Annotated in this window: 9 protein-coding genes; all 9 read right to left on the minus strand. The window is 33.6% G+C overall.

Annotation, left to right across the window (positions count from 1 at the left end; all coding sequences use genetic code 11):
* Window positions 1-198: 198 nt before the first annotated feature.
* The 9 genes from SLW70_RS03045 to SLW70_RS03085 all read right to left on the minus strand — a co-directional run bounded on the left by SLW70_RS03045 (window position 199) and on the right by SLW70_RS03085 (window position 14,051).
* Complete coding sequence (locus SLW70_RS03045; protein ID WP_320890517.1) at window positions 199-1,551, minus strand: RagB/SusD family nutrient uptake outer membrane protein; 1,353 nt, start codon at window positions 1,549-1,551, stop codon at window positions 199-201.
* Between the two features lie 10 nt (window positions 1,552-1,561).
* Entirely contained in the window at window positions 1,562-4,801 is a 3,240-nt protein-coding gene (locus tag SLW70_RS03050; RefSeq protein WP_320890518.1) for a SusC/RagA family TonB-linked outer membrane protein, read from the minus strand.
* A gap of 545 nt (window positions 4,802-5,346) precedes the next feature.
* Entirely contained in the window at window positions 5,347-6,015 is a 669-nt protein-coding gene (locus SLW70_RS03055; RefSeq protein ID WP_320890519.1) for a bifunctional 4-hydroxy-2-oxoglutarate aldolase/2-dehydro-3-deoxy-phosphogluconate aldolase, read from the minus strand.
* Window positions 6,016-6,026: 11 nt separating this feature from the next.
* The gene (locus tag SLW70_RS03060; protein WP_320890520.1) at window positions 6,027-7,049 is read right to left on the minus strand and encodes a sugar kinase; all 1,023 of its coding nucleotides are present in this window, start codon (window positions 7,047-7,049) and stop codon (window positions 6,027-6,029) included.
* Between the two features lie 362 nt (window positions 7,050-7,411).
* Window positions 7,412-8,176: an SDR family NAD(P)-dependent oxidoreductase gene (locus SLW70_RS03065; RefSeq protein WP_320890522.1), complete on the minus strand. Its 765-nt coding sequence runs from the start codon at window positions 8,174-8,176 to the stop codon at window positions 7,412-7,414.
* Between the two features lie 27 nt (window positions 8,177-8,203).
* Window positions 8,204-9,667, minus strand: a complete 1,464-nt coding sequence (locus SLW70_RS03070) for an MFS transporter (RefSeq protein WP_320890523.1) — start codon at window positions 9,665-9,667, stop codon at window positions 8,204-8,206.
* A 172-nt stretch (window positions 9,668-9,839) separates the two neighbouring features.
* Window positions 9,840-10,547, minus strand: a complete 708-nt coding sequence (locus SLW70_RS03075; protein ID WP_320890525.1) for a FadR/GntR family transcriptional regulator — start codon at window positions 10,545-10,547, stop codon at window positions 9,840-9,842.
* Window positions 10,548-10,656: 109 nt separating this feature from the next.
* Window positions 10,657-11,520: a polysaccharide lyase family 7 protein gene (locus tag SLW70_RS03080; protein ID WP_320890526.1), complete on the minus strand. Its 864-nt coding sequence runs from the start codon at window positions 11,518-11,520 to the stop codon at window positions 10,657-10,659.
* 272 nt (window positions 11,521-11,792) lie between these two features.
* On the minus strand, window positions 11,793-14,051 hold the full coding sequence (locus SLW70_RS03085) for a heparinase II/III family protein (protein WP_320890527.1): 2,259 nt from the start codon (window positions 14,049-14,051) through the stop codon (window positions 11,793-11,795).
* Between the last annotated feature and the right edge of the window lie 210 nt (window positions 14,052-14,261).

Consider the following 14,261-nt stretch of genomic DNA (forward strand, 5'->3'; position numbering starts at 1 on the left):
CAACTACATTATTGACATACAACAACTTAGATACTAGAAATAAAAACAAAAAAAATACCGACATGAATTTCATGTCGGTATTTATATAGAAAACTAAATTTAACTTTTTTTGAAATAAATCTTTTTTAAGGCTTACTGCCCAGAAACAATACAATTTACTGCATTATTTAGATTTATTATTTTAAAAACCATATAACATTAGTAACCAGAGTTTTGTGTAATTATTCCATTAGTTGCTAATATTTCTGAAATTGGAACAGGAAACAAATGATACTTACTATCAATTGTGACACCCATTTCAGCATTTACAGTTCCTGTTCTCACTAAATCAAACCATCTTTGTCCCTCAAAAGCCAACTCTAACCTTCTTTCATTTAGAATTGCAGTTCTAACAGCAGCTTGAGTTAATGCTGTACCACTTAAAGAAGTTAACCCTGCTCTAGTTCTAATAGGATCCAATCTAGCTAAAATACTTGCTGAATTTAATCCACTTGCATTCGTCGTTTCATTTAAGGCTTCTGCATACAACAAAATAATATCTGCTAATCTTAGTTCAATCCAGTCATGATTAGGACCGTTTGCTTGATTGTATTTTGGAGATATAATTCTAGCTCCTGATTGAAGAATATTTACCGATTTCCTATCATCTCCATTATCATAAGCAGAAACTAAACGTGGATCAACAGGTGATTGTGATTTTGTATCTTGTCCAAGATACCATGACCAAAACTCAGTAAATCCATATTCGTCTATTATTGAACTTGAAATTTGAGTTGCAAAAAGAATTTCTGAATTCAAATCATTTGTACTCCCAAAAACACCAGCATAAGTTGGGCGTAAATGAAACTGTGTCGTTGACGATGAGCCCATCGCTGCAGCAGCATTTACAACAGCAGCTAGTTCTGGTGTAGCAAGAGTAAAATTACCCATTTGCATATACACTTTTCCAAGCAATCCTTGTGCCGCATACTTTGTTGCTCTTCCAGTAGAAGATCTTGTAGCACTTAAAGCATCTCGAGCAGCCATCAAATCAGGAATAATTACGTTGTTATAAACATCAGCAACTGGTCGTCTTTTTAAATCATAAGTCGGGATATCAGGTATATTTGGCGTTGTCCCTGTAAATACGACAACATCTCCAAAAACGCGCACTAGTTTAAAGTAAGACAAAGCTCTTAAAAATTTAGCTTCAGCCACATGTGTAGCATTTGAAGAGTTTTCAATAACGTTGTTTGTACTCAATATAGCCTTGTACATAGCCGCATAGAACGGACGGAAAAATTGATTATCCATTGCCGTTAAATTAGGCCCGTAAATATCAAATTCCGTATAGGGAGACTCAAACATTTTCGCATTGTCAGCCCTGAAGTCACCCATTACCGCCATAGGTGTTACAGAACCTATCTGATAGTAATATGCTGCATTTAAAACTCCCTGAAAATCTTTTAAAGAATTTGATCTAGCGATATTTGGTGGAACTTGATCCAAATCATTATCACATGCTGTTGTTAACAACACTAATCCAAATAATAATATATATACTCTTTTCATTTTTTCTTTTTTAAAAGTTAACATTTAATCCTAGCGTAAAGCTTCTAACTATAGGACTTGCACCTACTTGTACTCCATAGGTAGTAGGACCTGCATAACCAGTATTGGTAGTATCCACACCCTCTGGATTAAAAGAAGTATAATCTTTCCCCATTAAATATAATAGGTTAGTAGCAGCAGCATACACCCTTGCAGAACTTACACCTACTTTAGCAGCCAATTCTGATTTAAAAGAATATCCTATTGTAAGGTTTCTCAAAGCAACATAAGAAGCGTCTTGAATTTGCGCATCTAATTGATTATTTGAATCTAAATAAGGTAATCCATTATGCTCCGCAATACCTTTTCCTGGGGTCCCTTCAGGAGCATTATACTCTGCATCAAAACGAGTACTTAATCTTCCACCAAATTCTGAATTCCAATAAATTGGATCAACATTCCAAACCTCCGCTCCGTGAGATCCTTGTAATTGGAATGACATATCAAAATCTTTATATTTAAATGAACTGTTCAATCCCCAGTAGAAGTCTGGTGTATTTTGTCCTATTTTAACTAAATCTCCACCTTCAGCAACTGTTTTGGTTTTATCAATAACACCATATCCAGGCTCACCAGGAGACTGTTGATCTTTAACATAAAAAGCAGAACTACTCATGCCAATAAGTAAACTTGGATCATTCATATATTTATCTTCAACTTTTCCAAGAGTTTGAATTCCCCACATTTCACCAATACCTCCTCCTACATAGTTTCTAAAAACAGGTCCTCTACCACTCTGACCATAAATTTGTCTTGGCAATTCAGTCAAACCACCTAAATCTTTAATTTCAGTTTTTACTGTAGATAAGTTGGCAGAAACATCCCATGAGAAATCATTATTTTGCACAAGACCTGCAGATAATTCAAACTCTAATCCAGAGCTTCTTACATCACCTGAATTAAGTCTTATTGAAGGAGTTCCAAGTACTTCTGACACACTTTGATTAATTAAGATATCTTGAATATCTGAGGTATAATAATCAACACTCAATCTGAAACGATTATTTGTAATTCCAAAATCAACACCAAAGTTTGTCTCAGTATTGGTTTGCCAGGTTAAATCGGGATTTGCAACATCGCTAGGAAGTAGAAAACCGGTTCCAAACACGGTTGCTTGAGGTCGCAAAAGACTCAATGAATTATACGCTCCTAAATCAGAAGTAGTCCCTAAGGACCCTGTACTAAATCTTAGTTTTACCAAGCTCAATAAATCTGATTTGTAAAATGACTCTTTGTGCACATTCCATCCTAAAGAAACCGCCGGAAACGTTTGGTATTTTTTATTAGCACCAAAACGAGAATCACCATCTCTTCTTACCGATACCGACGCCAAATAACGATCGTCATACGCATAATTCACTCTTCCGAAAACACTTTTTCTAATTATGGTCTCGTCTCTTTCTCTTACAGTTATATCCGCAGGATCAAATAAGCTATAATCAATAACATCTCTAAATGGCACATTAGTTCCAGCTAAAGAAACTCCTTTGTAATAAATACTTTGAAATTCAACACCAGCTACAGCAGATATCTCATGTTTACCCATTTCTTTGGTATAACTCAAAGTAGTTTCACTTAATACTGAAGATTGTTTTAATTCTGTTTGATCTAAATTAGTTTGATTAGAACGTGCCTGAGAATCTGACTCTAAACCTCTCCAGTAATAATCTTGAACATCATTAAGATCAGCTCCCAAAACAGTTTTTAAATTTAACCCTTCTAGAAGACTATATTGTAAATAAGTATTTATGTTAGCAAAATACGTTTTTTGATAACGGTCTGTGTTGTCTAACTTTGTTGCAGGACCAGCATCACCTGTCCCTCCAATACCATTACCAGCTCTTCCATAATGCCAATCTTGCGCAGTCATACCTGGTTGTAAAGTATAAATACTTTTATTAAATGGAGAATCAGGACCTGCTCTATAACCAGAGTCAAATGAACTACTAAGTCCAGGTACACCTGAAGTTGACAAAGCTGCTCTTTGAGCATCTAATTGTTGAACAAAGGCGATAGAAGCTGCCGTATGGTAAATAGGACTAATATTATAAGCCCTAATAAGATCTCTCATATCCCAACCTACAATATCTCTTTTAGATGTAAATCCATTAAAACTTACTCCTGTTTTGAATTTCTCTCCTAATTTAGCATCAACGTTCATACGTGCATTAATTTTCTCAAAACCTTGAGTAATTACTATGCCCTCAATATTTTGATGACCAAGTGACGCAAAATATTTCACATCCTCAGTACCTCCACTCATGCTGAAATCATTACTAATACTTTTTCCAGTGCGGAAAAGCCAATCTTCTACAGCTAAAACATCAGGTGCATTTTTAAAAGCATTAATTCTATAGTTTAAAAGACCTGCATTCACTCCTGAAACATTATAAGTACCATCAGCTATACCCGATTCTAATTTATTCCCCCATTCACTAGCAGTCATTTGTACATTGTCTTTCACGTATCTATTCGACACACTTGAGTAAGCATTGTAGCTAAAACTAGGCTTACCTGCTTTACCTTTTTTGGTTGTAACCAAAATTACACCATTAGCCCCTCTAGAACCATAAATAGCAGCTGAAGCAGCATCTTTTAATACCTCTAAACTCTCGATATCATTTGGATTAATAGTTGCAATACTTCCTGAAATAGGATATCCATCTACAACAATCAACGGACTAGAATTACCGTTAACAGATGATGCAGCTCTAATTTGAATCTTAGGATCTGAACCTGGCGCTCCATCTTGAGCTTGGATTCTTACACCTGATAACTTACCAGCCAACGCTTCATCAACACGACTAGCTTGTACAGCTGCAACATCCTCACCACCAATTTTTGCAATTGCTCCTGTAAGATGTGATTTTTTACGGGTTCCATATCCAACAACTACAATTTCTTCCAATTCATTAGAACTATCAGCTAGTACAATGTTAAGAGTCTTTTGATTTGTAATCTTAATTGATTGCATTTTGAAACCTATGTACGAAACTTGAAGTACATCTCCAGATTTAACTTCCAATCTGAACTTTCCATCAATATCGGTTGAGGCGCCTTTTGTAGAATTAGCTATAATTACATTAGCACCAGGGATAGGCATTTTACCTCCATCTACTACCGTACCGGATAATATATATCCGCCTTGCGCAAATAATGATATATTAAATATCATCATTAGCATTAAAATAAGTTTAGTTTTTAAATTCATGGTTAATTTGTTTGTGATTAAAATGATTGATTAATTCTTAAATAATCTTTTAAATTAAATTGTGCATTTCATTTTTAAAATAATTTTTTGGGTTTAGAAATTAGACATTATTGATTCGCTACACTGACAAACCAATCTGGTTCGCCAAATATAAGTCTTATAATTATGTTAAAAAAATATTTTATATGATTTATTCAAAAAACACCATTAAATTTCAATAAATGAAACGATATTAATTAAAAAAAGCAGGAAAAATTTATTAGCAATAAAAAAAATGAAGTTTTAATGAACAAACATTGACTATGACAGAGATTCAGCATAATTAATTTTTAGGATAAACAGACAGAATAAACCTATATATCATAAAATTTTAACATACAGTCATTAAAAAAGAACCAAGATTTACTATCTACTTATGTGAATTTTTAATCAAAAAAATACCACAAACACCAAGCTACTGAATTTAAAAAAACCCAACTTACAAATACATGCAAGTTGGGTTTATAATCAATTAGTATTACTACTAATCCTATTTTAGAAGAATTCTATTTTTTCAATTCTTTTATTATTTCTATACATTCTCTAGTTAAAGATTCAATCTTAGCTAAATCAAATTTACCATCGGCTTCTGCTTTAACAAGTTTTGACCCCATACCAACACAAACTGCACCGGCTTTAAACCACTCAGTTAAACTTTCACGAGTTGGTGACACCCCACCAGTTGGCATAATAGTTGTCCAAGGTTGAGGCCCTTTGATTCCGTTGATAAAAGCAGGACCGTATAATTCCCCTGGGAATAACTTCACTACTTCACATCCCATTTCTTCAGCTCTAGCAATTTCAGTTAATGACCCACAACCAGGTGACCACATCACTTTACGGCGATTACATACAATAGCTATATCCTCTCTAAATACTGGCGTCACAATAAAATTAGCTCCCAACTGCATATATAAAGAAGCCGCAGCTGCATCTGTAACCGAACCTACTCCTAATACCATACCAGGTAATTCTGCAATAGCATATTTAACTAAAGCGGTAAAGATTTCATGAGCAAAATCTCCTCTACTTGTAAATTCCAACAAACGAGCTCCACCATCATAACAAGCCTTCATCACTTGCTTACTCACTTCGATATCTTTATGATAAAACAAAGGTACGAGACCTGTTTCTTTCATTACTTGTGCTACTTCAATTCGTGTAAATTGTGCCATTTTATTTATTTTTATCTTGATACTTTTCCTGAAAAATCCCCTGAAAGTAATTTTTCAATTTCTGGTTTTGTTACTAAATTATAATCTCCTGCTATAGTGTGTTTTAAACAACAAGCCGCAACAGCAAAGTTTAATGCTCTTTGTTTGTCTAATGGCTCTTCATTCAAACCATAAATCAATCCACCCATAAAGGCGTCTCCACTTCCTACTCTATCAACAACAGGAGTTACTTCTTGAACTTCTGCATTGAAAATAGTTTTTCCATCATACATTACTCCCCCAATGCGTTGGTGCGAAGCACTAACAGAATAGCGCAAAGTAGTTGCAACATATTTCATTTCAGGACACATATCGAAGATTTTATCATATAGAGCTGGTAATGCTGCACTATCCTTATAATCAGGATCAACTTTATCTAACCCCAACATAAAATAAGCCGTATCAATATCTCCTAGAATCACATTGCTATACTTTAACATTTCTGGCATAACTTCTTTCGGTTGTTTACCATATTGCCAAAGTTTAGCACGATAATTCAAATCCGTAGAAATAGTTAATCCCATATCGTGAGCAACCTTAATGGCTTCAAGACAAGCTTCAGCAGCAGATTCAGAAAGTGCTGGTGTGATACCGCTCCAATGAAACCATGTAGCTCCTTTTAATATTTCCTTCCAATCAAACTCTCCTTTTTGAAGGCTTGACATAGAACTATTTGCTCTATCGTAAATAACATTACTAGCACGAGTACTAGTTCCTGTCTCTAAGAAATAAATACCTAACCTATCACCTCCAAACAAGACATTATCACAACCTACATCTAATTTACGCATTTCTTTCAAAGCACTAATACCTATTTCATTGTCAGGAATTTTAGTAACATATTCAGCATTCATACCATAATTGACTAATGATACTGCTACGTTAAACTCTCCACCTCCGTAGGTAGCTTTAAAAGATTCCGCTTGAGAAAATCGTAAATGTCTTTCTGTAGACAAACGGAGTAAAATTTCACCAAAAGTGATCACTTTTTTCATCTTAATTATTTCCAAATTGATTAACATTGTTTTAGCTAAGCTAAAAATATATAAAAAAACCTTCAATCGTTTTCGAAAGAAGGTTCAAAAGTAACTTTTTTTAAAACTAAATCAGATTTTTTTTTAGCCAAAAACTAATTCTCCAATGTCCTCAACATTAATCCACAACTGGGAGAAAGTCTATTAAATATCAGATACATCACTAAAATTAGCACTTCACAAGTTTTACCTTCTAATGCAAAAAACTATATGTACTCACATTCACAAGAACTTTGGATTTTGTTAAATCATCGTAAAATCTTATTTCAATCTTACGATGATTAAAAACAATTACCAAAGTAATCTATTTTGGATAAATCTATTTATATTCCTAAAGCTTGACCTCCACCAATTTGGATAGTTTCAGCAGTTATGAAAGAAGCATCATCACTTACTAAGAAAGATATAACACCAGCTACTTCTTCTGGCGCTCCTAATCTACCTAATAATACACTACTTTTCCAAGAAGCAAAAACTTCAGGCTTAGTAGCTTTAATTTGTGCATGGAAAGGAGTATCAATTGTACCAGGAGATACAGCATTCACTCTAATACCGTACTCAGCTAAATCTTTAGCTAAAGCTCTAGTAATCGATTGAACCCCACCTTTTGAAGTTGCATAGATACCAGCACCTGGTCCCGCACCATTCCAAGCAGCATTTGATGTATAGTTAATGATTGAAGCGTTTTCACCTTTTTTAAGGAAAGGAATAGCAGCTCTTGAAGCAAAAAATACTGAATCAAGGTTCAAAGCCATAACAAATTTATATTCTGCTGTTGTCATTTCTTCAAATCTAGCTCTTACACCAATTCCACCAGTATTATTAATTAAAGCATCAATTTTACCGTACTTTTCACCTATTTTATTGATGTTTTCAGTTACCGCTTCATCATTTGTAGCGTCAAAACCGTAATATTCAGCTGTAATTCCTTCTGAAGTAAGTTCTGCTATTCTTTCAGCACCTGCTTTATCATCAATACCATTTAAAATTACAGTATATCCATCTTTACCTAATCTTTTAGCAACTTCGAAACCAATTCCTCCAGTTGCACCAGTAATAACTGCTACTTTACCTTCTACTTTACCCATTTTTATTCTATTTAATTTAATTTATACTTATTTTATTTGTTCAATTTTGCCTACTGTCAAGAAAACAGACAATAATGACAACGGTACTAAAGCCGCTAACAATCCAAACAATAAAGGCCAACTAGAAATCTGACCAGCAAATAAAATTGCCAATATAGTTCCTAATACTGCTGATGCACCTCCTAAACCTGCTAACGAACCAACTGATTTTCCACCGTGTAAGTCACTTGGTAAGGTTTGAAGATTTGTCATTGTAAACTGAAAACCACCTAGTACGAAAGCCATTAATATTACAGCCAAAGTAGCATTTGGAACCATCACCGATGCAATTACTGACGGAACAATAATAGCACCACCTAACAACATGGCTACTTTTCTTGCTCTATCAACTGTTGCTCCGTTACGTATTAAATAACCAGAGAACCAACCACCAGAAATACTACCAATCATCGCGCCTAAATAAGGTACCCAAGCTGAAAAGGCCAACTCTTTAATGTTCAAGTTAAATTCTTCTACTAAATACATTGGAAGAAACGTAACAAACATCCACCAAATAGGATCTAGGAAAAAACGTCCTAGAATTACAGAGTAATTTTTTCTATTTGCAAGAAGCTCACCCCATGTTTTTCCAACTTCGTTAGTCACCTTAGACTCTGGTTGATTGCTTACAATATATTCACGTTCTTCTTCAGTAATCCACTTATGTTCTTTCGGTCCTTTAGTATTAATAATCAACCAAGGCACCAACCAAGAAATTCCCAAGACCCCAACAACTACGAATGTCATTTTCCAACCAATTGACATGTATAAAGACAAAATAACAATTGGTGCAAGAATAGAACCTATTGATGCTGCAGCTCCAAAAAGACCTTGTGCAAAAGCTCTTTCTTTTTGAGGAAACCATTCGGCATTACTCTTAGTAGCACCTGGCCAAGGACCTGCTTCCCCTAATCCAAGCATCATTCTAAATCCTGTCAAAGAAACTTTTCCTTGTGCTAAAGACGTAAGAGCATCTGCTAGACCCCAAACCAATACTGAGGTAACAAAACCACGACGTGTACCAATTCTATCATATAACTTCCCAGAAAATAATTGACTAAAACCATAAGCTATCATAAAGAAAATAGTGATAATTCCCAATTGCTCTTTGGCTTGTCTTGACGCTTCTTCAGGTGAAGCATCTTTATCGACAATGCCTAATTCATAGGCAATACCCTGACGATTCACAACAATCTGTCCATCATCTTTAAAATTGACCAACGCAGCCTTCTGTACAATTTTTTCACCTCTTTTAGAAACTAACAGATAGGTACTATCTTTAGCCATAAATTGAGCTTGATTTTCTTTGGAATCAATTTTTATTTCATCCACTAATTGATACTCTATATTGGCTACCCACATATAATTGAGCGTACCTCTATCCAAGTAATTAATTATTGTGATGATCATAATCAATCCAATAATCCACCATCTTAATCCTTTAATTTTCATAGTCTTATCGTTTATTTTTAATCTTGGTTTACTTTTTAAAAAAGCCAAAAAATACCTGTACCTCTATTTTTCAATAAGGTGAAATGAATTATACAATATAAAAAAGTGTTATTTTAGGAATCAGAATAATCTATACAGAAATCCCTATTTTACTAAATTTTTATTTTATCTCTTAAACATTATAGCAATATTCATATAGTGCTTTAAAATGCTCCTTCATTTTTTGTTTTGCCAATTGTGTGTCTTGAGCAATAATAGCTTCATAAATAGCAGTATGCTCCTTTATTCTTTTAGCCGTTTCATCACTACTTTTTTCACACACATGATACTTTTCAAAATTGATTAAAATTTCTGGTATAATAATCAACATCATATTATTCATGGTACTATTCCCACTAGCCCTAGCAATTGCTAGATGAAAAATTAAATCTTCTTGCACTGCATCTTCTCCTTTTAAAGCCTTTTCTGAATAGGCATCAAGAGCAGCTTTTATCTGAACTAAATCTTCTTCAGTTCTTCTAGTCGCAGCTAACCGAACTGTTTTCAATTCTATTAAAATTCTTGTTTCAACTAACGATTTAAAATCGGATCCTCCTAATCTCAAAATATCATCTATTATTCCGTTAATAGCTATAATCCCGATATCAGCCACAAAAGTTCCGCTTTGAGGAATAGATTTCAATATTCCATAAAACTCCAATTTTTGGATAGCTTCACGTACACTGCTTCTACTCACGCCAAACTTTTCAGACAACATACGCTCTGAAGGTAATTTGTCTTGTGGTTCGAGATTCTTATAATTGATATATTCTCTAATCTTAGCGATTATTGAATTTAAGGATTCTTTATTATCTTTTCTTGTGACTACTTCTAATTTCATAATTCAATTTTTAAAAATTATCTGGTTAACCAGATTGGTTCGTAAAATTATAAAAAAAACAATACAAAAACAAAAAAGAAAAAATAAAAAACCTTACACTAAATAACTGTTAATGAGTTGCTTCCAAAGAATAAATCTTAACTTTTGCAAATGTACCAGGGGTTTTTGATTGAAAATAGTTCCCAGCCTTGAAATAATTCTCAAAAACACCCCATTTTTTTATATGGATATCATCATAAACAAATGATTCAGTACCATTTAGAACAACTTCTAAACGACCATCAGAGACTTTAATTTCTAAAGTAAATTTGTTGAAATCAACTTTTTCTTTAAAGTTTCGACCTTCATCATCTCCCCATGCATGATCAGAAAGCATATCTTTATATTCTGCATTCAAATCTTTTAGCACCTTTGTTTTTACACGTATCTTTCCTTTGTCCCAATAAATTTTCAAAATCGGTGCGGCATTATTATCTTTTTGGCCAATTAATTGACGTTGCTCATTGGTCAATCTTCCGTGAATTTGGGCAATAATTACACGACTGTACTTCCCATCTGGTTCTTTTGAAATATCTTCAATAGCATAAGTCCCTTTAAAATATCCACCTTGAGCAAATGTCCAATTTACATTGTTATCTCCTACAACCATCGTTTCTCTTAGCTCTGACCTTGAATAATGACTGTTAGCCGTTGAAGTTCCCGATGGATAAGCATAAAAAACGATTGACTTATCTTTTGGATCATCATACATATACTTCTTCACCCCCTCAATGTTATTGTAATCCAAAATCTCTGGATACCCTAACTGTATTGGCTTTCCAGGCTTATTAGGATCTTCCTCAGGAACGGTTACCGTCCAATGTGATAAATCAATATTAGCGGTTTTCTTTTTAGACTTTTTATCTTGACTATAACCGATAGCAACTACAGCACACATTACAAGGACAGCTGTTTTTGAAAAATTTAAATCCATTTTAATTCTTTTTAAATTACTTAAGCATTGCAAAATGCAAGGATGATTACGCCTTTAATACCAATTTGGTAAACCAATTTGGGAAACCAAATATAAGAACTATTTTCATTAAAAAAAACTAAATCACCATTTATTTATAAATTACTATCTAAAAAGTCCAATTCATACACTAATTTATTGGTTTCAAAAAGATTAAAACCAAAAAAAAGGGTATTCATTGACGAATACCCTTTTTTCCTAAAACATAATTCTTAACAGAATTTAAACCAAAATTAATTTGTTGTTTTATAATGTGTTCCAACCCAAGTATATGTTGTCTCACCTATTTTAATTTGATGTTTATCAGTACTTGAATTATTTGTAGTTGCTATAATAAACAAAATTGTCTTTCCGTTTTTATTTTTGATAGTCACAGCCACATAATCTGCATCTTCATAAATTAATTCTACATTTTCAACAGAACTAAAAGCATTAGTTGCATTTTCAGTTACTGGACTATAACTTCCGTGACTCTCTGTTACAGTTACAAAAGTAGCCTTTTGACTTTCTTTTTTACGAATAATAAAACCTGAATCCCTACGAAGATTAAAATTAGGATCATTTGCACCTAAGCGCACGAATAACAATTCATCATTAGGCTTTGTTGCCGAAGTCAAAGAATAAAATATACCATTATCCAACCATGAAATTTTAGTATTCTCCGCAGTAGCTTTTCCTACTCCTTCTTTCCATAGATGTTGATAACCATAAGACTTCCCTAACGGCTCTAATGTTTTTGGTGTTTCATAAGCAAAATTAGAAGACATCATTTGCCCACCATAATAGAAAGGTAAATCATATTGGTTGGCTTTATCTGAATCAATTTGAAAAATATCTAACAAAACTGGCTTTTCATATCCTTCATCTTCAACCAATACCATAGTACGGTGCATTTTTGTCCCTGGATAAGCATTTGCTTCAGTTGCACTAATTATTTGTAGTTTTGGATTTGAAACATCATACAAATACTTCTTAGACGAAAATTGATTTCCAGTTTCAAAATCCGCTTTAAAATGAGATACTTCATTTTGAACTATCGTATTATGAGCAATAGTCTGTTTTGCCCAACTGGTATTTTCTTTCAGATAATTTCCACCACCTTTTTGCTCAATATTTACAAATCGTGCTAAACCATAATCTTGAAAAATCTCTGAACTGTTGTTATAATATGAGAATGAAAGTTTATCAAAATGTCCGTGACTTAATCCTTGGGCTGCATATTTCATTACCAAGGTCAATTCACTTCCTTTGTTTTTATTTCGAATAATAGCAACTCCGCCATCTTTTCCCTCTGGACCATCTGACAAATCGATTGATTTTTTTTCAAATGGCTTAGCCAAACCTTTTTTAACTGCTAATGCCACTGCCATACCTGAATTATCTAATTGGACTCTTCCTTGTTTTTCAGCAATAGACAATAAAGATGGATCTTTACCTCCAAACAAGTAAGCAATATCAACTACCGAGACTAATTCTCTTGAATAATATGACATTCCTTTTTGACCATCATTTAATGGGAAAAATTCACCTGCTGAATTGGTCAAATTTAACAATGCATAAACCGCTTTGATAAGAATCCCATTTTTATATTCGAAAATCTTTAATTCAGGTTTGGTATTTTGTAATGCTTCCGCAAAAACCATAAATGGATACATCGCATATCTTTGATAATACGGCCCTTCGGTATAATAACCATCTGGTGAGAAAGGCTCATCAACATTAGCTAAAAACCCCGTTTTTTGTCCTTCTTTCTTAATTAAACCACCATCATTGTCTTTCATCCCAGGCGGCAATCCATTCTCTTTTAAACCATTTAAAGCACGATCAAGTAGTTCGGCATCATTCATTACTAGTGCTATCATCCCCACACCAACATTTCCCCAAGTACTGTGATTATGTACCCTATCAAAAAATTGAGGGGAACCAATAGAAATAAAATCAGCAAAAGGTTTAAACAAATCTTTTTCTATTTTATCGCGATCAGAAGCGCTAATGAAATCGTAAACACAATCATAAGCTTGACTCGTATATACTAACCAATTGGCATCGTTTAAAGCTTGCCAAAACAATTTCCCACGAGCATAGGAACGGGTTTGTGGATGCAAAGGTAAGGTTGGATACATTTTGGTATAAGCCAATAACATATCACGAACATAAACAGCATATTTTTTATCGTTTAAAATTTGATATAAAACACCCGCTTTTTGTATAATCAAAAAGTTCTTCTTGTGACGCTCATGAGTGTACCCCCCTGAAAAATCTTTTGGTATAGGCGTAATAATTCCCAAAGCGATTTCGGCATCAACTTCTGCCTTTACATCTGCCAAAGTAGCATCAAAAAGAGGCACTTTACCTAATTTCGAACGAATTTCAGACACTCCTTTTTTAGTTAGAACTAAAGATGGGTGCCCTTGACCAACTGCATTTTGAATTACAAATAATGTAATAGCAACAGCTAATCCTTTTAGAAAACGGTTGATTTTCAATTTCATAAGTATGTTGATTGTTGTTAATTCACAAACCAAATTGGTAAACCAATTTGGTTTGTCAAATATAGCGTTATTTTTAATAAATAAAAAAACTGCGTTAATAAATTAACATTTTATCTAATAAATAAGATAAAATTAAGGGTACTGGCAGATTCGATTATCAAGCTTTGAATACTATAATAAATGGAGCAATCTAAATTAATCTTATACACC

Origin of the sequence: Flavobacterium sp. NG2 (assembly GCF_034119845.1) — a bacterium.
Taxonomy (GTDB): Bacteria; Bacteroidota; Bacteroidia; order Flavobacteriales; family Flavobacteriaceae; genus Flavobacterium.

Bases quoted from the DNA above. Each gene is read 5' to 3' on its own strand.
- SLW70_RS03065 (WP_320890522.1), bottom strand. From the start codon at position 8,176: ATGGGTAAAGTAGAAGGTAAAGTAGCAGTTATTACTGGTGCAACTGGA.
- SLW70_RS03055 (WP_320890519.1), bottom strand. From the start codon at position 6,015: ATGGCACAATTTACACGAATTGAAGTAGCACAAGTAATGAAAGAAACA.
- SLW70_RS03045 (WP_320890517.1), bottom strand. From the start codon at position 1,551: ATGAAAAGAGTATATATATTATTATTTGGATTAGTGTTGTTAACAACA.
- SLW70_RS03075 (WP_320890525.1), bottom strand. From the start codon at position 10,547: ATGAAATTAGAAGTAGTCACAAGAAAAGATAATAAAGAATCCTTAAAT.
- SLW70_RS03080 (WP_320890526.1), bottom strand. From the start codon at position 11,520: ATGGATTTAAATTTTTCAAAAACAGCTGTCCTTGTAATGTGTGCTGTA.
- SLW70_RS03060 (WP_320890520.1), bottom strand. From the start codon at position 7,049: ATGAAAAAAGTGATCACTTTTGGTGAAATTTTACTCCGTTTGTCTACA.
- SLW70_RS03085 (WP_320890527.1), bottom strand. From the start codon at position 14,051: ATGAAATTGAAAATCAACCGTTTTCTAAAAGGATTAGCTGTTGCTATT.
- SLW70_RS03070 (WP_320890523.1), bottom strand. From the start codon at position 9,667: ATGAAAATTAAAGGATTAAGATGGTGGATTATTGGATTGATTATGATC.
- SLW70_RS03050 (WP_320890518.1), bottom strand. From the start codon at position 4,801: ATGAATTTAAAAACTAAACTTATTTTAATGCTAATGATGATATTTAAT.